18 protein-coding genes, 2 tRNA genes and 1 other RNA gene are annotated in these 21058 nt (G+C 70.7%); 13 read left to right on the top strand and 8 right to left on the bottom strand.

What is annotated here, in order from left to right; translation table 11 throughout:
• Positions 1-11 precede the first annotated feature (11 nt).
• From ND450_RS31290 to ND450_RS31275, 4 genes are read right to left on the bottom strand one after another with little or no spacing between them, the layout of a single operon-like run.
• A complete protein-coding gene (locus ND450_RS31290) occupies positions 12-1730 on the bottom strand; it encodes a hypothetical protein (protein WP_253322012.1) in 1719 nt (572 codons plus the stop codon).
• Between the two features lie 19 nt (positions 1731-1749).
• Entirely contained in the window at positions 1750-3294 is a 1545-nt protein-coding gene (locus ND450_RS31285; RefSeq protein ID WP_253322011.1) for a fibronectin type III domain-containing protein, read from the bottom strand.
• Positions 3295-3303: 9 nt separating this feature from the next.
• On the bottom strand, positions 3304-4251 hold the full coding sequence (locus ND450_RS31280) for a prephenate dehydrogenase (RefSeq protein ID WP_253322010.1): 948 nt from the start codon (positions 4249-4251) through the stop codon (positions 3304-3306).
• A 25-nt stretch (positions 4252-4276) separates the two neighbouring features.
• On the bottom strand, positions 4277-5482 hold the full coding sequence (locus ND450_RS31275; RefSeq protein ID WP_253322009.1) for a M20 family metallopeptidase: 1206 nt from the start codon (positions 5480-5482) through the stop codon (positions 4277-4279).
• 60 nt (positions 5483-5542) lie between these two features.
• On the opposite strand from ND450_RS31275, the gene ND450_RS31270 reads away from it, so the two are divergent.
• The 4 genes from ND450_RS31270 (at position 5543) to ND450_RS31255 (ending at position 7116) form a co-directional block, all read left to right on the top strand.
• On the top strand, positions 5543-6031 hold the full coding sequence (locus tag ND450_RS31270; protein WP_253322008.1) for a tRNA adenosine deaminase-associated protein: 489 nt from the start codon (positions 5543-5545) through the stop codon (positions 6029-6031).
• 14 nt (positions 6032-6045) lie between these two features.
• Entirely contained in the window at positions 6046-6477 is a 432-nt protein-coding gene (locus ND450_RS31265) for a nucleoside deaminase (RefSeq protein ID WP_253328048.1), read from the top strand.
• A gap of 32 nt (positions 6478-6509) precedes the next feature.
• Positions 6510-6594 (top strand) — tRNA-Ser (locus ND450_RS31260).
• Between the two features lie 66 nt (positions 6595-6660).
• The gene (locus ND450_RS31255) at positions 6661-7116 is read left to right on the top strand and encodes a hypothetical protein (RefSeq protein ID WP_253322007.1); all 456 of its coding nucleotides are present in this window, start codon (positions 6661-6663) and stop codon (positions 7114-7116) included.
• Positions 7117-7120: 4 nt separating this feature from the next.
• Here ND450_RS31255 and ND450_RS31250 read toward each other — a convergent pair whose 3' ends face one another.
• Positions 7121-7891 carry a maleylpyruvate isomerase family mycothiol-dependent enzyme gene (locus tag ND450_RS31250; RefSeq protein WP_253322006.1) on the bottom strand — a complete coding sequence of 257 codons (771 nt, stop codon included), beginning with the start codon at positions 7889-7891 and terminating at the stop codon, positions 7121-7123.
• 200 nt (positions 7892-8091) lie between these two features.
• Here ND450_RS31250 and ND450_RS31245 point away from each other — a divergent pair, with 200 nt between their 5' ends.
• On the top strand, positions 8092-10530 hold the full coding sequence (locus ND450_RS31245) for an endonuclease/exonuclease/phosphatase family protein (RefSeq protein WP_253322005.1): 2439 nt from the start codon (positions 8092-8094) through the stop codon (positions 10528-10530).
• Between the two features lie 23 nt (positions 10531-10553).
• On the opposite strand, the gene ND450_RS31240 is transcribed toward ND450_RS31245, so the two are convergent.
• Both ND450_RS31240 and ND450_RS31235 read right to left on the bottom strand, forming a co-directional pair.
• Positions 10554-11195, bottom strand: a complete 642-nt coding sequence (locus ND450_RS31240) for a GPP34 family phosphoprotein (protein WP_253322004.1) — start codon at positions 11193-11195, stop codon at positions 10554-10556.
• Positions 11196-11256: 61 nt separating this feature from the next.
• Positions 11257-11341: transfer RNA gene (locus ND450_RS31235), tRNA-Ser, on the bottom strand.
• Positions 11342-11471: 130 nt separating this feature from the next.
• Here ND450_RS31235 and ND450_RS31230 point away from each other — a divergent pair.
• The 8 genes from ND450_RS31230 to ND450_RS31195 all read left to right on the top strand — a co-directional run bounded on the left by ND450_RS31230 (position 11472) and on the right by ND450_RS31195 (position 17616).
• Positions 11472-11810 (top strand): YciI family protein, encoded by a 339-nt coding sequence (locus ND450_RS31230; protein WP_253322003.1) that lies wholly within the window; start codon positions 11472-11474, stop codon positions 11808-11810.
• Between the two features lie 4 nt (positions 11811-11814).
• Positions 11815-12993, top strand: coding sequence for an RNA polymerase sigma factor (locus ND450_RS31225; protein ID WP_253322002.1), 1179 nt, complete (start codon positions 11815-11817; stop codon positions 12991-12993).
• 2 nt (positions 12994-12995) lie between these two features.
• On the top strand, positions 12996-13562 hold the full coding sequence (locus ND450_RS31220) for a maleylpyruvate isomerase family mycothiol-dependent enzyme (protein ID WP_253322001.1): 567 nt from the start codon (positions 12996-12998) through the stop codon (positions 13560-13562).
• Between the two features lie 85 nt (positions 13563-13647).
• Positions 13648-13742: signal recognition particle sRNA small type (ffs, locus tag ND450_RS31215), an RNA gene on the top strand.
• 31 nt (positions 13743-13773) lie between these two features.
• Positions 13774-15828: a DNA polymerase III subunit gamma and tau gene (locus ND450_RS31210; protein ID WP_253322000.1), complete on the top strand. Its 2055-nt coding sequence runs from the start codon at positions 13774-13776 to the stop codon at positions 15826-15828.
• A gap of 335 nt (positions 15829-16163) precedes the next feature.
• Positions 16164-16466: a YbaB/EbfC family nucleoid-associated protein gene (locus tag ND450_RS31205; RefSeq protein WP_253328047.1), complete on the top strand. Its 303-nt coding sequence runs from the start codon at positions 16164-16166 to the stop codon at positions 16464-16466.
• A 23-nt stretch (positions 16467-16489) separates the two neighbouring features.
• Positions 16490-17098, top strand: coding sequence for a recombination mediator RecR (gene recR / locus ND450_RS31200; RefSeq protein WP_089907976.1), 609 nt, complete (start codon positions 16490-16492; stop codon positions 17096-17098).
• Positions 17095-17616, top strand: a complete 522-nt coding sequence (locus ND450_RS31195) for a uridine kinase (protein ID WP_253321999.1) — start codon at positions 17095-17097, stop codon at positions 17614-17616. The genes recR and ND450_RS31195 overlap by 4 nt, the downstream gene beginning before the upstream one ends.
• Here ND450_RS31195 and ND450_RS31190 read toward each other — a convergent pair.
• The gene (locus tag ND450_RS31190) at positions 17592-20873 is read right to left on the bottom strand and encodes a BTAD domain-containing putative transcriptional regulator (protein ID WP_253321998.1); all 3282 of its coding nucleotides are present in this window, start codon (positions 20871-20873) and stop codon (positions 17592-17594) included. The genes ND450_RS31195 and ND450_RS31190 overlap by 25 nt on opposite strands.
• Positions 20874-21058: the final 185 nt, after the last annotated feature.

Genomic DNA, 21058 nt, shown 5'->3' with positions numbered 1-21058 from the left:
TCTTGCGGCACTTACGGCTTGAGCAAAAAAGGAACGTAGCCCGTTTCGGGGTGCACGTCTGAATCGGTGCTGAAGGCCTTGACCTCGATCGCGTGCGCCCCGGCGCTCATCGCGCCCGTGTTCAGCGAGATCCGCCACCGGCCCGCCGCCGCAGGGCCGTCCGCGGTCGTCGGGACGGTCGCCACGTGGTTGCCGTCGAGCCTGATCTCGAACCCGGCGAGGCCCGCGACGGCCGCGTCGAGGGCGTTGACGCGGACCTCCAGCACCACGCGACCGCGGTTGAACGCGGCGCCGTTCTCGATCGGCTGGCCGCTCGCGTCCAGAACCTCGGGGATCGGGTCGGCCAGCGTCGGCAGGGCGTCGACCAGGGGCGTGCCGGCCTGGCGTTGCGTGGTGGGCTTCGAGCCGATCAACTCCACGTCGGTGTGGGTGACCTGGATGCGTTCCTGCGTGACCAGCTGGACGTTCACGTTGTCCGTGAAGGCTTCTTTCGGCAGGTCGGCGACGGCCGGGTACTCGGCACCGGGTTTCCAGGGCGTGCCCTCGACGGCCGGTCGCAACGGCACCTCGACGCCGTTCACCTTCACGGCGGTGACGGGCGGGCTCTCGCGTGACGGGATCAGGGCGATGCGCAGCTGACCTGCGGTGACGTCGGCGAGGGGGCGCGCGTCGGTGCCCGCCGGGCCGTCGACGCGCACCTGCGGCGTCGGGCCAACAGCCGGAGTGTCGGCCTTCGCGGTCCGGTAGCCGATCAGGTCGACGCCGGCGCGGATCCGGTCGCCCGCCAGCGCCGCGACGCCGACCAGGGCCGTCGCCTCGCGCCAGGCCGGCACGAACGGTGAGGTCGCGACGACGTCTCCGTTGCGTTCGACGCGCACGCCCTGAGACGTCAGCACGATCTCCCAACGCACGGTCATCCCCGGCACTGCGGCGGGGATCGGTTTGACCGCGGTGCCGTCCGGGACGAGCTCGACGATCGAGTTGCCGGAGTTGTCGGTGGAGACCGTCGCGCGGACGGTGTTGGGCGGCACCGGCTCGCCCTGCACGCTGACCGGGCCCGGCACGAGGTCGAGCAGCAGTTTGCCGCCGGTGCCCGGGGCGTCGGTGTCGACCACGAGCCGGCTCTCGTCGTCGCCGCGGACGAACGGCGTGCGCGAGCGGAGCGTCACCGCGCGGGTGCCGCAGCTGCTGCTGATCACGAGCCGGTCGTGGTCGTCGCCGTCGCCGCTGGTCGCGCGGGCGCAGTCGGTGCGCTTGGAGAGCCTCCAACGCTGGAGGTCGGGTTCGTCGGCGGAGTCGAAGCGGTCGACGTAGGTGTAGGAGGCGTTGTCGGCGCGGGGAGTCGCCTTGGCCAGTGCCGGCTGGGAGCGCTGGCCGAACGCGTCGACGGCGCGGATCTCGATCTGCTGCTCGCGGTCGTTCTCGAGGCCGTTGAGCTGGGTCCCCGGACGCGTGACGAGCTTCGACCTTTCGCCCCACCTCACCTCGAACGCGGGCGCGTCACCGCTCCAGCTGAGCCCGATCCGGTGGCTGCCGGGGGAGGCCACGACCTTCGACGGCGTGGCCGGACGACCCTGCGGGCCCGGCACCAGCACCTGCTCGCCCGAGTACGCCTTGAGCTTCGTCGGCGGAGGGGGAGCCGTGGGCAGGTCGCTCCCGCCGGTGTCGCGCAGCACGATGACGCCCGCCACCAGCGCGAGCCCCGCGACGACGAGGACGACCCGCTTCACAGCAGTCACGCTAAAGCGTTCAGCCCAGCTGGAACACGGTTTCCGCGATAACGGGTTCGCCACCGTCCGCCGGGAGGACGCTCAGCTTGAGCCGAGCGTGTGAAGACGAGGGCAATGCCTTGCCGTCGAGCCAGAACTCGTGCCTGCCGGGGACCGCGGAACCCTGCTCGTTCGTGGGCAGCGCCACGATCCGCTTGCCGTCGAGTTCGAGCTCGATGCCCTTGTGCCCGATGGCGTTGATCTCGGCCGTGACGAGCACACGGCCCGTGCGGGGCAACGGCTGTGGCGGCTTGGCGCCGTCCTCGTGCATCACGTGCAGTCTCGGTGAGCCGGTCTTGATGCCGCCGGGCCGGTCCACGAGCCGGGGGAGCGCGCCGGGACGGCTCTCGGGCTTGCGGACGACCACGAGCCTGGCCTCCTGCGCGGCGACCTTCGCCGAGGTCAGCGGCACGTCGGTGACCGTCACCCGGCCGTTCTCCGGCTTCACGAGCTTCACGGCGACGACGTCCTGCGGCAGTGCGACGTCCTGGTCGAGCGGGATGACCTCGGTGGGCACGACGCGTTCCGCCACGCCGCCGACGCCGAACGCGTCCAGGAACCCGCCGCCGTCGATGCGGATCCGCGGGTGCACCACCGGTTCCCTGATCGCGACGGGTTCGTACGCGACCACGACGCCGTCCCGCAGCGCGACCACGGCGTCCGGCAGCACCCGCATCTCCCAGCGGTGCCGCACGCCCGCGACGAGCCCGGTCATCGGCGCGTCGCCGAGGTCGACCTGCTTGCCGGTGCGGGGGAGTTCGGGGTCGGCGATGATCCGCGTGCCCTGCGTCGTGATGTCGAGGCTGACCGCGCCCTTCGGCTGCGCGTCGGTCTCCTTCAGGTACTGCCACGGGTCGCCCAGCAACGTCAGCCGCACGTGGCTCGACTCGGCCGCGCCCGCGACGCTGATGATCGCCCGGCCGGTCGCCCCGTCACCCGAGGGAACGCCGAAGCGGATGGGCGTGTTCGACTGGAACGCCGCCATCGGGCAGTCGACGTCGACGCGCTTGCCCTGCCCGAACGGCCGCAGCCCGAGGCAGTCCGGCTCCGCCTCGACCCGCCACTTGCGCGGGTCGAGCGACTCGGGGCCGTCGAACCTGTCCGCGGGGCCGACGAGCTGGTCGTCCCACTTGCCGTTGAAGACGTCCTTGGGCTTCGCGGTGATCGCGAGCGGCTCGCTGCGCTTGCCGGTCGCGCTGACCGCGCGGATCTCGACCTGCGTCTCCTCGTCGGGGTTCAGCCCCGGCAGTTCGACCTCGGGCGTGGGCACGAGCTGCTCGTTGCCGTTCCAGCGCACCTCGTAGGCCGACGCTGAGCCGTTCCACGCGATCTGGAGCGCGTCCACGTCGAGCGCCTGCGCTCTCGCGTTGGCGGGCTTCATCGGCTCCTGCGACGCCACGACCTCGACGCCGTCCGCGATCTCCTTCTTCAGCGTGTCCGGCGCGTCCCCGGTGCGCAGCGCCACGACGGCGGCCACGACGAGCGCGAAACCACCGAGGCCACCGGCGAGCGTCCGTCGATCCACCCGGCGACCTTACGACGTTTCCGCAGAAGCAGTACTGCCGTTCAGCCCAACCACGCGCCCGCCGCGGGACCCGAGGTTGCGCAGTGCCGCAAGGGCCCCCGGCTTGGTGAGGTCGATCGTGATCGGCGTCCGGTTCGGCTGGTTGACCAGCGCGTTCCTGCCCTCGTGCCCGGCCTCGATGGTCTTCGCGAGCCCACCGGTGGAGGCCAGCGAACCGCGTGCCGCACCCAGCCGGCCGAGGGCGTCGTCAACCGCCATCAGCAGCGCGTCCCGGTTCCCCTCGCACATGGCCCTGACGAGCTCGGGCCTGCTGCCCGCCACCCGCGTGCCGTCCCCGAAGCTGCCCGCCGCGAGCGCCATCGCCAGCGGCCCGCCGTCGGCTCCGACCGCGGCCAGGACCGACGCCATGATGTGCGGCAGGTGGCTGATCCGCGCGACCGCCTCGTCGTGCTCCTCCGGCGTCGTGGGCACGACGTGGGCTTTCAGGTCGAGCGCGAGCCGGATGACGTCGTTGAGGTGGTCGTCGGCCTCCTCGGGCGTGACGACCCAGGCGGCGTTCTCGAAGAGCGTGGCGCTGCCCGCGTCCCAGCCGCTCCTGCTCGTGCCGGCCATGGGGTGTCCGCCGACGAACCTGACGTCCTTCGCGTAACGGTGCACGGCGTCGTGCACGGGCCCCTTGACGCTGGTGACGTCGGTGAGCCTGGTGCCGGCCGGGACCTTGCGCAGCAGGTCGGGCAGGGCGGGCAGCGGCACGGCGAGGACCACGAGCGCCTCGGGGTCGCGGCCGAGGGCCTCGTCCACCGTGACGACGTCGAAGCCCTCGGCGCGTGCCTTGTCCGCGTCCTCCTTGCTCGCCGTCGCACCCCACACCGTGCGCCCGGCAGCCTTGGCGGCGCGCAGCACGGAGCCGCCGATCAGTCCCAGTCCGATCACGCACACGTCTCGCACGGCACCCATCATTCCGTGCGACGCGTACCTGCAACTAGCGGAGGGCGTCCAGCGCGAACGCCGCGTACATCGCGACCCCGTGTTCCATGGCGGCCTCGTCGAACAGCACCCGGTTCGAGTGGTTCGGCGCCGCCTCCTCCAGGTCGATGCCGCGCGGGCACGCCCCGAGGAACGCCAGCGCCCCGGGAACCCGCTGCAACACGTACGAGAAGTCCTCCGCGCCCATCAGCGGGTCCTGCATGGGCTCGCTCCACGTGGCGCCCATCGCCTGCGCCGCCAGGTCCACCACGTGCTGCCCGACGACGTCGTCGTTCACCGTGACCGGGTAGCCGGGCACGATGCTGACCTCGGCGTGGCACCCGTAGGCGGCGGCGGTGTGCTTGACGGTCTGCTTGAGCTCCTTGTGGACCAGCGAGCGCGTCTCCTCGGACAACGTCCTGATCGTCCCGTCCAGGGTCGCCACCTCGGGGATGATGTTCGTCGTCGTCCCGGCGTTGATCTGCGCGACCGTCACCACCGCGGGCTGGTGCACGCTGACCCGCCTGCCGAGCATCGTCTGGATCGCCCCGACCATCGCGGCCGCCGCGGGCACCGGGTCGAGGGCGTTGTGCGGCATCGCGCCATGACCGCCGCGGCCCTTCACGTGCACGTGGAACGTGTCCGCGGACGCCATCATCGGGCCGGGCCGGCACGTCACCACGCCGGACTTCATGGTCGACGTGATGTGCAGCGCGAACGCCTTCTCCACACCGTCGTCGAGCAGGCCTTCCTCGATCATGTACCGGGCGCCGTGGTGACCCTCCTCGCCCGGCTGGAACATGAAGAGCACCCGGCCCTTGAGGGCGTCGCGCCGGTCCGCCAGCAGGCGCGCCGAGCTCGCCAGCATCGCCACGTGCGTGTCGTGGCCGCAGGCGTGCATGTTGCCGTCCACTTCGGACGCGAACGGCAGGCCCGTGTCCTCCTGCAGCGGCAGGCCGTCCATGTCGCCGCGCAGCAGCACGGTCGGGCCCGGCTGGTCGCCCTCGAGCACCGCCACCACCGACGTCGTCGACTCGCCCTTCGTGACCTTGACGGGCAACCCCTCCAGCGCGTGCAGGATCGCCGCCTGCGTCCTGGGGAGCTGGAGGCCCTGCTCGGGGTGCCGGTGGATCTGCCGCCGCAGCGCCACCGTGCGGGGCTGGAGCGCACGCGCCCCTTCGAGCAGTCCGGCGAGGCGGGGGTCCGGCGTAGTTGTGCTCATCTACCGATGGTGCCACCACCTCGGCTACCGGGAAGGTCGTCTGGGCCCTACGGTGTGCACATGACACAGCAGGAGCCGGTCAACGGCTTCGCGGTCGCGGTTGTCCGGGAGGACGGCCGCTGGCGGTGCAGCAGGATGGACAGCTCCGCGCTGTCGGAGCTGGACGCGGCGATCACACAGCTGCGCCAACTGAGGTCGGCCGGAGCCGTGTTCGGGCTCCTCGCCGTCGACGACGAGTTCTTCATCATCCTCCGCCCCGTGCCGGGCGGCGTGGCGCTGCTGCTGTCGGACGCGGCCGCCGCCCTCGACTACGACATCGCCGCCGACGTCCTCGACCTGCTGCGCGTCGAACCCCCGGACGAGGAGGACAACGAGCTCTGGCCGGAAGGCGACCTCGGCGTCCTGTCCGACCTCGGCATGCCCTCGCACGAACTCCAGATCATCGTCGACGAGGTCGACCTCTACCCCGACGAGCAGCTCCAGATGATCGCCCAGCGCATCGGCTTCATCGACGAGTTCACCCAGCTGCTCGACACGATCCAGGCGTGATCCCCGCGGAGGACATGGTCCGAGCCGCCCTGCGCGCGGCGTCGGCGTCGGGCCGGGACGTGCCGATCGGCGCCGTCGTCTACGCCCCGGACGGCTCGGTCCTGGCCGAGGCCTGCAACGCGCGCGAGGCGTTGGGCGACCCGACCGCGCACGCCGAGATCCTCGCGTTGCGCGAGGCGGCCTCCAAGTACGGCGACGGCTGGCGGCTCGACGGCTGCACCCTCGCCGTGACCCTCGAACCGTGCACCATGTGCGCCGGCGCCCTCGTGCTCGCACGTGTTTCGCGTCTCGTCTTCGGTGCCTGGGAGCCCAAAACGGGTGCCGTGAGCTCGCTCTGGGACGTCGTGCGCGACCCCAGGCTCAACCACCGGCCGGAGGTCCAGGGCGGCGTGCTGGAACAGGAGTGCGCTGACCTGCTCGAACGCTTCTTCCGGACCCAGCGTTAAACCCGTTTCGAGGGCTGTGTATTGTTCTTATCGGTGGCGTGTCCGAGCGGCCGAAGGAGCACGCCTCGAAAGCGTGTGAGGTGCAAGCCTCCGTGGGTTCAAATCCCACCGCCACCGCTGCTCAGAGCCCCGGTTGCCGATCATGGCAACCGGGGCTCTGACGTTTTGGTAGGAATTCGCGCCATGCAGACACAGCTGTGGGTCGCGATCCTCTCTCTGACCGGCGTGTTGCTCGGCGGCGGCCTGTCCTCCCTGGTGCAGAACAGCGTCGCGCGCCGCGTCGAACGCAACGACGTCCGCCGCCAGACCGCCGAGCGCGCCGACGCCCGCCGGGTCGAGCGCCTCGAGCTGTTGCGCGAGTTCATCAAGGTCGCCCAGCAGGCGGAACGCGCCGCCGAGGACCGCGACGACACGCCTGCCTGGAAGAACTCGGCGCTGGACGTCGTCGACGAGCTCTGGGTCTGCGAGCGGATGATCCACGTCCTGTTCGCCCCGTCCCTGCACGAGCTGGCCCGCGCCTACGTCAAGGCTCTCGACCACGTCGTGTGGCAGGCGCCCGCCGAGGGCACGCTGTGGGACCACCTCCGCGGGCCCAAGGTGGCGTTCCTCGACGCGGCGCGGACCGAGCTCGGCCGGTGACGTCCTAGAACCGCACTCGGTCCAGGACCAGTTCCAGCAGCTCGCGGTCCCCGAACACCTCCAGCCCCTCCAACGACCGCCGGCGGTACACGGCCAGCACCAGATCGACGACGGGCCCGCGCAACGCCACCGAAGCCTTCGCGTGCCCCTCCGAGACCACCGGCGCCGACCCGGTGAGATCGATCACGAACTCCGCCTCGACGTCCGTCGCGTGCAGGTGCACGGTGCCCGAACCCACGAGCGGCGCGGTCTGGTCCGGCCACCGCTGGTATGCGTACGGCAGGGCCAGGCCGGTCCACTCGCGGAGCGTGTCCTGGGCGATCTCGGGGTCCAGCGCGAACGGCACGCCCACGGCGTTGCACACGTCCCACCTGTGGATCACGGTCTCGTGCGTCATCCGCCGTGACCACACGCGCGGGCCGGGGAAGCCGCCGAGCGGCGCGATCATCTCGTCCGGGTCGACCTCGCGCAGCACCTCCGCGAGCGAGGCCGCGCCCTCCGTGAGCCACGGGACGAGCTCCGAGGCCGTTTCACCCACATACGACGCGAGGAGTTGTGCGCCGTTGCGGGAGAAGTCGATCTCCGGAAGTCTGTCGCGCAGCATCGAGTCGGCCCAGCGGTGGGCGTGGCCGACGTGGCGCAGCAGTTGGTTCAGGGTCCAGTCCGGTGTGGAAGGGACCTGAACGCCCAGGTCGGCGTCGGTCAGAGACGACGTGAGCAGTTCGGTCTGGTTGATGATCTCGGCGCAGCGGCGCTCGTAGCTCGGTATCCCCACACCTGTGAATGTAGGGACGCCGGCCTGTGCCTGGGAGGGGCCCACCGGCCGGCGTTCCGAGAGTGAGCCTACACCATGATCGAACACTTGTTCGAGTGATTTTTGATGGGCCAACCGGTTAACCGTTAGTAACAACGGCTACCAAAGCTCACTCGATCGAGGAAGGATGCGTCGGTCCGCCGCATCCCCTGGAGGAAGTTTTGAGACCCACCCTGCCCGTCGTCGGGACAGCGGTGGCGGCACTCGTGCTCGCCGCCGTTCCCGCAGTCGCCGCACCGAGCGCCGACGCGCTGATCTCCGAGGTCTACGGAGGCGGCGGCAACTCCGGCGCCACGCTCAAGCAGGACTTCGTCGAGCTCGCCAACAAGGGCACGACCCCGGTGAGCCTCGACGGCTACAGCGTCCAGTACATCTCGGCGAGCCCCGGCGCGACCACGCAGTGGGGTGTCACCCCGCTGACCGGCTCGATCGCGCCCGGCAAGACGTTCCTCGTCGCCGAGGCCAAGGGCACCGGCGGCACCGTCGACCTGCCGGCGCCGGACGCCACCGGCACCATCGCCATGAGCGCCACCGGCGGCACGATCGCGCTGGTCAACGGCACCGCGGCGCTGACCTGCAAGACGGCCGCCGACTGCGCCGCCGACACGCGGATCAAGGACCTCGTCGGCTTCGGCACGGCCGTGGTCCGCGAGGCCGCCGCGACGGGCGCGCTGAGCAACACCACGTCGGCGTCGCGCAAGACGGGTCTCCCCGACACCGACGACAACTCGGCGGACTTCACCGTCGGCGCGCCGAGCCCGGTCAACTCCAAGGGCGAGACGACCCCGGGCGGCGGCGACCCGGACCCCGACCCCGAGGACCCGACCCCCGGCGACAAGCGCATCCGCGACATCCAGGGCGTCACGCGCATCTCGCCGCTCAACGGCCAGAAGGTCACCAACGTCCCCGGTGTCGTCACCGGCACGCGCTCCACGGGTGACCGCGGCTTCTGGATCCAGGACACGGCCCCGGACAACGACCCGCGCACCAGCGAGGGCGTCTTCGTCTACACGGGTGGCAGCGCCCCGACCGTCGCCGTCGGCGACAGCGTCGTGGTCAGCGGCACGATCGCCGAGTACCGGCCGGGCGGTGAGACGGGGTCCAACCAGACCCTCACCGAGATCACCACGCCCACCACGATCACGGTCTCCAAGGGCAACCCCGTCCCGGCGCCGGTCGTCGTGAAGAACGTCCCGGCGGGGTACCTCCCCGCGCCGGGCGGCAGCATCGAGCAGCTCCCGCTCGAGCCGGAGAAGTACGGCCTCGACTACTTCGAGTCGCTCGAGGGCACGCTCGTGCAGGTCGACGACGCCCGCGTCGTGGGCCCGAGCAACACGTTCGGCGAGGTCTGGGTGACGGTCAACCCCGACCAGAACCGCAACCTGCGCGGCGGCACCACCTACACGGGCTACGACCAGGCGAACAGCGGCCGCCTGAAGATCAAGACCGTCGGCACGCTGCCCGCCGCGAACGTCGGTGACGTGTTCGCCGGCGCGACCGTCGGTGCCCTCGAGTACACCAACTTCGGCGGCTACACGCTGGCGGCGCTGACGCTCGGCACGCACACCTCGTCCAACCTGCAGCGCGAGATCACCGCGCAGCAGAAGGAGTCCGAGCTCTCGGTCGCGACCTACAACGTCGAGAACCTCGACCCGTCCGACCCGCAGGAGAAGTTCGACCGGCTCGCGGACGGCGTCACGACCAACCTGCGCAGCCCCGATGTCGTTGTGCTGGAAGAGATCCAGGACAACAACGGCGCGACCAACGACGGTGTCGTGGCCGCGGACCAGACGCTGCAGAAGTTCTCGGACGCGATCGTCGCCAAGGGCGGCCCGCGCTACCAGTGGCGGCAGATCGACCCGGAGAACCTCAAGGACGGCGGCGAGCCCGGCGGCAACATCCGCGTCGGTTTCTTCTTCAACCCGCAGCGGGTGTCCTTCGTGGACCGTCCGGGCGGCGACTTCAAGACGCCCGTCCAGGTCGTGAAGAAGAACGGCCGTGCGGCGCTTTCCGTGTCACCGGGCCGGATCGACCCGCTGAACGACGCGTGGGCCAGCAGCCGCAAGCCGCTCGCCGGCGAGTTCAAGTTCCGCGGCCGCACGGTCTTCGTCGTCGCGAACCACTTCAACTCCAAGGGCGGCGACGAGGCGATCCACGGCCGCAACCAGCCGCCGAACCGCTCGTCCGAGGTGCAGCGCGCCAAGCAGGCCGCGGCGCTGAAGGCGTTCACGGAGCAGATCCGCGCGATCGACAAGGGCGCCAACGTGGTGCTGGCGGGCGACCTGAACGACTACCAGTTCTCGCCCGCGCTCAAGGCGCTGACCGGTGACGGCAACCTCAAGGCGCTGATCGAGACGCTGCCCGCGAACGAGCGGTACAGCTACGTCTTCGAGGGCAACTCGCAGACGCTCGACCACCTCGTGATGAGCAAGAACATCACGCGCTTCAGCTACGACGTGGTCCGCATCAACGCGGAGTTCGCCGACCAGGCGAGCGACCACGACCCGCAGATCGTCCGCGCCCGCCCGTCCACGGGTGACGCGAACGTCGACAGGATCGTGTTCGCCCTCGAGGACCTGATCGACTGCCTGAAGAAGTGACCCGAGGCGCTGCCGTCGCCGTGTCAGCCAGATGACGCGGCGGCGGCAGCTGCCGTTGCGGCCGTCACACCGGCCTGGATCGCCTCGACGGCCCTGCGCACGGCGTCACCGGCCCAGTTGCCCGCGGCGATCTCCTTGGCACGCTTGTTCAGCTCCTTCTTGTCGCCATGGAACACCTTGTGCACGGCCTTCACCGCGTACAGCAAGGTGATCAGCGACCCCGTGCGCGCGTCGGCGCCCCGGTACCCGGCCGCGACCTCGCCGACGGTCTTGTGCACCTCGTCGTTCCCGGCCTCGTCGGTGATCACGTAGGTCTTCCCGGGGAAGATCCCGAGCACCTTGCGCGGTTCGACCCGCACCGCGCCACGGCCCTCCAGCTGCGCGACCACGTTGTCGCGCACCTTCTTCCGCAGGCGCTCCACCGCCTTCTGCGGCTTCATCGGCTTGTCGATCCTCGTCACGGACTCCTGCAGCAGCGGGTCCTTCAGCGGCGTCGGATCCACGACCTGGAGCTTCTTGCCGTTGGGCTCGAACGCGATGCGGCCCGAGTTCACCAGCTCGATGAGCACGGCACCGGCGAGCGCGTTCTCCGCCGACGTGGAGTCGACGTGCAGCTTTCCGTTCTGCTGGTTGATGAACAGCAGCATCAGCTCTTCGTGCAGCATCATGCAACGTTAACGCGCGAAGGGCGCCGAACGTTGAACGTTCGGCGCCCTCTGCAGCGAGCGGAGGATACGGGATTTGAACCCGTGAGGGGGTGAACCCAACACGATTTCCAGTCGTGCGCACTAGGCCGCTATGCGAATCCTCCGTGGAGAACCTTACCGGACGGGGGTTCCGGGGCCCAAAACGGGGGTCGCCGAAAAAAGTTTGGAGGCCGTGTCGATCTGGCGGGGACCCGCTCGTCGTGATCCCGTAACGCCGAACCGAGGAGGGCACTCGTGAAGTACATGCTGATGATCTACGCGGCCGCCGACCAGCAGCCGACCTGCACCGTCGCCGACTGGATCGCCTACGAGAAGGAGATGAAGGAGGCGGGCGTGCTGGTCTCCGGGCACTCGCTCGCGGACCTCGTCACCGCCACCACCGTCCAGGTCGGACAGGACGGGAAGCGCACCGTCACGGACGGCCCGTTCGCCGAGACCCGCGAGGTGCTGGGCGGCTACGACGTCATCGACGTGCCCGACCTCGACGCGGCGCTGGAGTGGGCGGCGAAGTGCCCCGGCTCGCGCGACGGCGGGGCCGTCGTCGTCCGGCCGATCGCCGAGTTCGACTTCTGAGCCGATGAACGTCGAGCAGGTGTTCCGGGAGGAACGCGGCAGGCTGCTCGCCACCCTGGTCAAGCGCTTCGGCGACCTCGACCTGGCCGAGGAGGTCACCTCCGACGCGATCGAGGCGGCGCTGCGGCACTGGCCGGTGGACGGGGTGCCGGACCGGCCCGGCGCGTGGTTGCTCACGACCGCGCGCCGCAAGGCCGTCGACCGCCTGCGGCGCGACCAGGCGTACGCGGCGCGGCTCGCGTTGCTGCAGGTCGAGGTGGACCGGGCGGATCCGCCACCGGGCGACGGCCTGCCGGACGAGCGGCTGGAGCTGTTCTTCACGTGCGCGCACCCCGCGCTCGCGGAGGAGGACAGGGGAGCGCTGGTCCTGCGCTGCCTGGCAGGCTTCACGACGCCGGAGGTCGCGCGGGCCTACCTCGTGCCCGTCACGACCATGCAGCAACGGATCGTGCGTGCGAAGAAGAAGATCAGCCAGGCGCGCATCCCGTTCCGCGTGCCGGACCCGCACGAGCTCCCGGAACGCCTGCCCGGCGTGCTGCAGGCCGTCTACTCGATCTTCACCGAGGGGTACGCGGCCCAGCGAGCCGATCTCGCGGAGGAGGCCATCCGGCTGGCCAGGATCCTGCACGGGCTGCTGCCCGAACGCGAGGTCGCGGGTCTGCTGGCGTTGATGCTGCTGGTGCACGCCCGTCGCGAGACCCGCACCGAACTCCTGGAGGACCAGGACCGCGCGCTCTGGGACCGCGACCTGATCACCGAGGGCACCGCGCTCGCGGAACGGGCCCTGACCGGCGGTTACGGGCCCTACGGGGTGCAGGCGGCGATCAACGCGCTGCACGACGAGGCGCCGGACTTCGCGAGCACCGACTGGCCGCAGATCGTCGCGCTCTACGACGTGCTGGGCAAGCTCAGCCCGTCGCCGGTGGTGGCGCTGAACAGGGCGGCCGCGGTCGCCATGCGCGACGGGGCCGCGGCCGGTCTCGCCTTGCTGGACGAGCTGGCGGGTGAGCCCAAGCTGCGCGACTACCACCCGTTCCGGGCGGCCCGCGCGGACCTGCTGCACCGCCTGGGCCGCGACGACGAGGCCGTCCAGGCCTACCGCGAGGCGATCGCGCTCGCGGGCACCGAGACCGAACAGGACCTCCTGCGCCGCAGGCTGGCCGTCATCGAGGGGGACTCGTGATCATGAAGTGGCTGGAGGCCGAACGCCTGGGCGTCGCCGACCTCCTCGAGGATCTGACCGACGCCGAGTGGGAGCGGGAGACCCTCTGCGCCGGCTGGACGATGCAGACGATGGCCGCCCACCTGACCACGTCGACGCGCACCGGCTGGCGGGACGTGCTCACCGGCGTGGTGCGGGCGCGGTTCGACTGGGAGCGGATGGAGGACCAGAAGGCCCGTGCGCTCGCCGCGCGGTTCACCCGATCCGAGTTGATCGCGCAGATCCGGGAGACGGCGGGCTCGGCTAAACGCGCGCCCATGGCCGCGCCGATCGACCCGTTGGTCGACTTCCTCGTGCACGGCCAGGACATCGCACGGCCGTTGGGACGAGTCCGCGCAATGCCCCTCGAACCGGCCCAGGCCGCGCTGGAGCACGTGCTGAAGAGCCCGTTCTGGGGTGCGCGCAAGCGTTTCCGCGAGACCGGGATTCCGGACCTGCCAGCGCCTGACCTGCTGATGCTCGCCACGGGGAGGAAGTTGTCCACAGGTGGGGACAACCCCGTGGACAACTCGAACACACGTTCGACGTAGGGGTCTGGCGCCGTTGTTCACAGCTGTGGACAACGATGTGGGCAACTCGAACGTGTGTTCGATCAGATCGATTCGCTACACTTGCGTCGGACCTCGTGCGGCACACATCTCGCGAACCTCCCCAGGGCCGGAAGGCAGCAAGGATAAGCGGGCTCTGGTGGGTGCACGGGGTCCCCTTTTCATGTCGGGGTCCACCGGTACTGTTCCGGGCGTGGCGCTCGCTCTGTATCGCAAGTACCGTCCGGCCACGTTCTCCGAGGTCGTAGGCCAGGAGCACGTGACCGACCCGCTGCGTGTCGCGTTGTCGGCGGGCCGGGTGAACCACGCTTACCTGTTCAGCGGACCGCGCGGCTGCGGCAAGACGTCGTCGGCGCGCATCCTCGCCCGCTCGCTCAACTGCGTGCAGGGCCCGACGCCCGACCCGTGCGGCGAGTGCAACAGCTGCATCGGCCTGGCCCCCAACGGCACCGGCAGCGTCGACGTGGTCGAGCTCGACGCGGCCTCGCACGGTGGTGTCGAAGACGCGCGAGAGCTCCGCGACAAGGCCTTCTACGCGCCGGCGGAGTCCAAGTACCGCGTCTTCATCATCGACGAGGCGCACATGGTCACGACGCAGGGCTTCAACGCCCTGCTGAAGATCGTGGAGGAGCCGCCGGACCACCTGATCTTCATCTTCGCCACGACCGAGCCGGACAAGGTCCTCCCGACCATCCGCTCGCGCACGCACCACTACCCGTTCCGCCTGATCCCGCCCGGCGTCATGCGGAGCCTGCTCGAACGCAACTGCGCCGCCGAAGGCGTGGCCGTCGAGCCGTCCGTCTTCCCGCTGGTGATCCGCGCGGGCGGCGGCTCGGCCCGCGACACCCAGTCCGTCATGGACCAGCTCCTGTCCGGCGCGGGCCCGGAGGGCGTGAAGTACGAGCGCGCCATCACGCTCCTCGGCGTCACCGACTCGGCCCTGATCAACGACGTGGTCGACGGCCTCTCCGCAGGCGACGGCGCAGCGGTCTACGGCACCATCGACCGCCTGGTCGACGCGGGCCACGACCCCCGCCGCTTCGCCTCCGACCTCCTCGACAGGCTCCGCGACCTGGTCCTGCTCTGCGCGGTCCCCGACGCCGCCGACCGCAACCTGGTCAACGTCCCGGAGGACGAGCTGGCCACGATGGCGGCCCAGGCGGAACGAATCGGCCCGGCGGCCCTCACCCGCTACGCCGAGATCGTCCACCAGGGCCTGGTCGACATGCGCGGCGCCACGGCCCCCCGCCTCCTGCTGGAACTGCTCGTCTCCCGCATGCTCCTCCCGTCGGTGAGCCAGTCGGAAGCAGCACTCCTGCAACGCCTGGAACAACTCGAACGCCGCCCCCCGGCAGCGATCGGAGCACCAGGCGAGGCAGCAGCACCCCCGGCGAACGGCCCGGTCTTCACCCGCAGGTCCCAGCAACCGGCGGAGCCGACCCCGGAACCACCCCGGGCACCGCAGCCCGCACAGGCTCAGGCCGCCTCGACGCAGCCCCCTGCCGCGGCCCCCGCTCAGCCACAGCCAACGGCCGCGGCCCCGGCACAAGCAGCGCCTCCGGCACAAGCCGCGCCCCCGACTCCGGCACCCGCGCAGCCCGCAGCCCCGGCAGCCACCCAGCAACCACCGGCCGCACCCACCGGCGCGGGTACCGGCGCCATGGACGCGACAGCGGTCCGCAGAATCTGGTCCGAACTGCTGGCGGCGGTCCGGGCGACGAGCCGCAGCACCGAGGCGATGCTGACCAACGCCGTGGTCAGCGAGGTGGACGGCAACGTCGTCACGATCACCCACACCTCGGCCCCCCTGGCCCGCCGCCTGGCCGAGACCCGCAACACCGAGGCCATCGCCACGGCGCTGTCCGCGGTGCTGGGCGGCACCTGGCAGGTCCGCTGCACCCACGGCACCCCAGGCGCCACCCCACAGGCAACGGCCCCGGCAAAGGTGAGCCGCCCGGCCCCGGTCCGTCCGAGCCAGGCCCAGAACCAGCAGTCCCGCCCCCACCAAGCACCACCACCACAGCAACAAGCCCCCCGCCCACCGATGGACGACGTCCCACCGCCACCGGAACCCCCGGAGCCCGACGACCCGCTCCCGCCAGAGCCGGACGACGAAGAGGCGATGCTGGCGGAGGCCGCCCGCCCGGTGGACCAGGACGCGGTGAACGAGGCCCAGGCCAAGGACCCGGAGTCGGTCATGCTGCAACTCCTGGCCGACGAACTGGGCGCCCGCCCGCTGAAGAAGTAGCCAGGCCGAGGGGCTGCCTCCCGCAGCCGAAAGCGGGGGCACGGGATGCGAGGGCCGCAGATCTGCGGCCCGAGGTGATGGCGGCAGCCACCAGACCCGCGAAGCGGCGAACTCCCGACCGCCGCGATGCCGAGGGCGAGCCGTCTTCAGCAAGAGGTCCCGGCGGTGGGACCCATCACGAGTCGCGCCACCCCTCGGGTGTGGCCCGCTCCTGGTGCGGCTTGGGATGGGACCCACCACCACGAAAACGCACCACCCCCCACCCCCGTACGCTGGACTACAACCCAAGCGACACCCACCCGAGAGGACCAGCGGTGCAACCCGGTCAGTTCGACATGCAGGCCCTGCTCCAGCAGGCCCAGAACATGCAGCAGCAGATGGCAGAAGCCCAGCAGCAGCTGGCCGACACCGAGATCACCGGCAACGCGGGCAACGGCCTCGTCACGGCCACGGTCACCGGTGGCGGCGAGCTCGTGAACCTCGCCATCGACCCCAAGATCGTGGACCCGGAGGACGTCGACACCCTCCAGGACCTGGTGATCGCCGCCATCAAGGACGCGAACACCAAGGCGCAGCAGCTGGTGGAGCAGAAGCTCGGCCCGCTGGCGCAGGGTGGCCTCGGCGGACTGCTCGGCTAGGCACGAGAGCCGGCTGACCGACCATGTACGAGGGCCCGGTACAGGACCTGATCGACGAGCTGGGCAGGTTGCCCGGCGTCGGTCCGAAGAGCGCCCAGCGCATCGCCTTCCACCTGCTCGCCACGGAATCCGCTGACATCGAGCGGCTCCAGCAGGCGTTGCAGAAGGTGAAGGAAGGCGTTGTGTTCTGCGACGTCTGCGGCAACGTGTCCGCCGAGACCACGTGCCGCATCTGCCGCGACCCGAAGCGCGACCTCACGCTGGTCTGCGTGGTCGAGGAGCCGAAGGACGTCCAGGCGATCGAGCGCACCAGGGAGTTCCGGGGGCGCTACCACGTGCTGGGTGGTGCCCTGGACCCGCTCAGCGGGGTGGGGCCGGACCAGCTGCGGATCCGGCAGCTGCTCAACCGGATCGGGACGGCGACCGACGGGGTCGACATCTCCGAGGTCATCATCGCCACGGACCCGAACACCGAGGGCGAGGCGACGGCGACGTACCTCGTGCGGATGCTGCGGGACTTCCCGGGGTTGACCGTCACGCGGCTCGCCAGCGGGCTGCCGATGGGCGGCGACCTGGAGTTCGCGGACGAGCTCACGCTGGGGCGTGCGCTATCTGGTCGCCGGAGCATGTGAACGAACGTCCACCGCGGCTGGGCGGCACGCGCCTGGTCGCGGTGGACGGGCCTTCGGGTGCGGGGAAGTCGACGTTCGCCACCGAACTCGCGCAGCAACTCGACGCCCAGCTCATCAGCACCGACCACTTCGCCACGTGGGACGACCCGACGACGCGGTGGTGGCCGCGTCTCGTCCAAGCACTGCGAGCAGTCGCGCGGAACGAGGAGGGTCGCTACCGGAAAACCGACTGGTCCCAAGGCTTTCCGTGCGTCGGAGAGGGCGACGAGGTCGTCATCACTCCACAAAGGACCATCATCCTGGAGGGGTTCTCCTCGGCCAGGAAAGCGAACACCCGTCTCAGCCTCGCGATCTTCGTCGACCACGGGGACGAGCGAGCACGCCTGGAACGGGCCGTGAAGCGCGACGGCGAGCACCAGCGCGAGCACTTCCTCCGTTGGCAGCAGTACGAAAGAGGCTGGTTCGCGGTCGACGAGACCAGGGCCCGGGCTGACTACGTTGTCACGTCGAGCAGTTGAGCGCGCACGACCGAGGCCTCTGGCGTCCCGATAGCGCTCAACACGTCCAGCGCGGAAGACCAGTGCGACCGAGCCGAAGAGAAGTCGCCCAGCGAAAAAGCAGCGTCGCCGGCCAGCTGCAACGCACGCCCGACCACCCAGCGGTGACCCGAGTCGGTGCCGACGGAGGCCGCGCGCAGAGCGCAGTCCAAGGCGCTGGAGGCGTCTGACATGTCGAGGTGCGTTCGCCCGAGGACGAGCAACACCTCCATCTCGGCCTGGCGGAACTGCGACCGGCCCGCCTCCTCCAGCGCGGACGTGGCCATCTCCAACGCCTCGGAGAACCGGCCCGCCGCGCGGTAGGAGGAGGCGAGACCGCGCCGGGCCGAGCACAGCCCCCACGAGTAGCCGGTCTCCACCGCGATCGCCAGGGCCGACGAGAACTGCTCCAGCGCCTCCGGGTAGCGGCCGGCGCCCTCCAGCGCGCGGCCGAGGAGGTTCTTGGCGTCGCACACGCTCTTGACGTTCTCCAGGTCCTGCGCGATCTGCATGGCGGCGGAGGCCTCCAGGGCCGCCTCCTCGAAACGGCCGCGCATGATCAGCGTGATCGCCATGCCCTCGTGCATCGTGTGGCCGAAGTTGCGGGCCGCCGCGCGTTCGTAGAGCTCGCTCGCGCTCATGAAGTACGACGCGCCGAGGTCGAGGTCGCCGCGCAACGCGTAGACCTCGCCCAACGCGCGCATGGAGTTCGCCTGGGTGATCCACGAGTCGATGCGCGTGCCCACCTCCAGCGCCTCCTCGAACGTCGTCGCGGCCCGGTCGAGGTGCCCGAGCTGCAGGTAGACGCCGCCGAGGTTGAACAAGGCGTTGGCCTGCACCTGGAACGCGCCGATCCGGCGCGTGATCACCAGGGCGCGCTCCAGGTGGTCGGCGGCGTGCTCCAGCTCGCCCAGGTCGATGTAGACGCTGCCCGCGTTGGACAGCACGGCGGCCTCGGCCTCGGGCAGGACGATGTGCTCCTGCAGCGCGATGGCCTGCTGGTAGTAGCCGAGCGCGTTGCGGTGCTGCCCGGTCACCCAGTACAGCGTGCCGAGCGACGACAGCATCGCGAGCTGGCCGAGTTCGTCCCGCGGCGCGCGGGCCCCCAGCAGCCCGGCCTTGGCCGTCTCACGCCATTCCGCCGCCAGTCCCTGCGTGTAGAAGTAGCCGCGCAACGCGTCGGCCAGCTGCCACGGCGAGTTCTCCGGTTCGCGCTCGACGGCGTGCGCGACCAGGGCGACCAGGTTCGCGCGTTCCACGTCGAGCCACGTCAGGGCCTCGGTCGAGGTGCTGAACGTCCGCGGCACCACGCCGTCGAGCGGCGCCGGGCGGGGGAAGCGGAACAGCGTCGACTTCATCGCCGAGGTGGCGTTGTCGACCGAGCGCACCGCCCAGTCCACCAGCCGCCGCAACGCGAGCCGCGAGTCCGCGCGGCCCTCCTCGAACGCCAGGCGCTCGGCCGCGTAGTCGCGCAGCAGGTCGTGGAACTGGTAGCGGGACGGCGCGTGGTTCGCGATCAGGTTCGCGGTGGCGAGGCGGTCGAGCCGCCGGCGGGCGTCCTGAGTGGTCAGTCCCGACAGCGCCGCGGCCATCTCCGGCGTGAAGTCCGTGCCGGGGGCCAGGGACAGCACCCGGAACATCTGCGCGAGCTCGGGCTTCAACGCCGTGTAGGACAGGTCGAACGCCGCGTGCACCGCGACCCGTTCGTCGCCCTCCACGGCCAGCGCGGCGAGCCGGTTGCCCGCCCGGAGCTCCTCCACGTAGTCCGCAATGGACAGTTCTGGACGCGACACGAGGTTCGCGGCTGCGATACGCAAAGCCAATGGCAGGTGGGCGCACAGGGCCGCCAGCTCGAGCGCGGCGTCCAGTTGGGACTCCACCTCGTCCGCACCCACGATGCCGGCGAGCAGCGACCGCGTCTCGGGCCAGTCGAGCACGTCGAGCCGCACGTTCGACGCCGCGTGCGAGACGGCCAGGCCGCGCAACGTGTCGCGCGAGGTCACCAGCACCGCGCACCCCGGCGACCCCGGCAGCAGCGGCCGGATCTGCTCGGCCGAGGAAGCGTTGTCCAGCAACAACAGCACGCGCTGACCGGTCAGCGTCGACCGGAACATCGCCTCCTGCTCGTCCTGGTCGAGCGGCACCTCGTCGGGCTCGGTCCCCAGCGCGCGCAGGAACCGGGGCAGCACGTCCACCGCGCTCAACGGCGGGCCGGGGGCGTATCCGCGCAGGTTGACGTACAGCTGGCCGTCCGGGAAGTCCGCGCGCATCCGGTGCGCCGCGTGCACGGCCAGCGCCGTCTTGCCCACGCCCGGCGGCCCGGCCAGCGTCACGACCGGCACGCCCTGCGCGGTCCGCAGCAACGCCACGATCAGCGAGACGGCCTCGTCGCGGCCGACGAAGTCCGGGATGTCCGCCGGGAGCTGCGACGGCACGACCCGCTCGGGCTTCACGGCGACCACGTGCCCACCGGACGACATCGGCGTCACCGCGTTGATCGACCCCGTCAGCACCTGGCTGTGCACGCGGCGCAGCTCGTCGCCGGGATCGATGCCCAGCTCGTCGCCCAGGAGCCGCGACACGCGCTGGTAGGCGGCGAGCGCCTCGCTCTGCCGGCCGGAGCGGTACAGCGCCACCATGAGCTGCGCCCAGAACCGCTCGCGCAACGGGTGGTCGCTGGTCAGGCGGGAGAGCTCGGCGACCAGCTCGCTGTGGCGGCCCAGCTCCAGGTCGACCTCGACGCGGCGTTCCAGCACGTGCAGGCGGCGTTCGTCGAGGCGGGGGACCTCGTCGCGGTGCAACACCTCCGACGGCACGTCGACCAGGGCCGGGCCCCGCCAAAGCCCCAATGCGGCGGCGAACGCGGCCGAGGCGGCCTGCAGGTTGCCCGCCGCCCGCGCCTGCTCGCCCTGTTCGATCAGAGGTTCGAAGCGCATCAGGTCGATGGTCTTCTCGTCTATGTCGATCAGGTAACCGTCTGGAACGGTTTTGATCGGCACGGACGGACCGAGCAGTTGTCTAAGTCTCATCACGTACGTTTGCAGAGTTGCGCGCGCACGGGCCGGCGGATCCTCGCCCCAGACGTTCGCGGCGAGCTCGTCCACGGACACCGAGGTGCCCGCCCGCAACAACAGCGACACCAGCAGCGCCCGCTGCCGACCGGCTCTGACCAGCAGAGGTTCGGCATCGAGGAGAACTTGGAGGGGGCCGAGCACGCGGAACTCGACCGATCTGCTCATGCGACCTCCTCCGCGTGTCGTTGTTGTTTCTACAGCCTAAGAGAGCATCCGACGCATCTGCCGTGCTCACGTTGGGTCAGCGGCCGTGCGCCGGACGTATCAGAATGCCTGGTCTAGTGGCCGGATCGTGACCTGAGTAACCCCGGACGGGGTATCTACAACGGTTATGGTCGGCGACCACACCG

Source organism: Lentzea sp. HUAS12 (genome assembly GCF_024125735.1).
Lineage (GTDB): Bacteria > Actinomycetota > Actinomycetes > Mycobacteriales > Pseudonocardiaceae > Lentzea > Lentzea albida.
The sequence above is the reverse complement of the archived record's forward strand: the minus strand, read 5'-3'. Positions and strand labels throughout refer to the sequence as shown.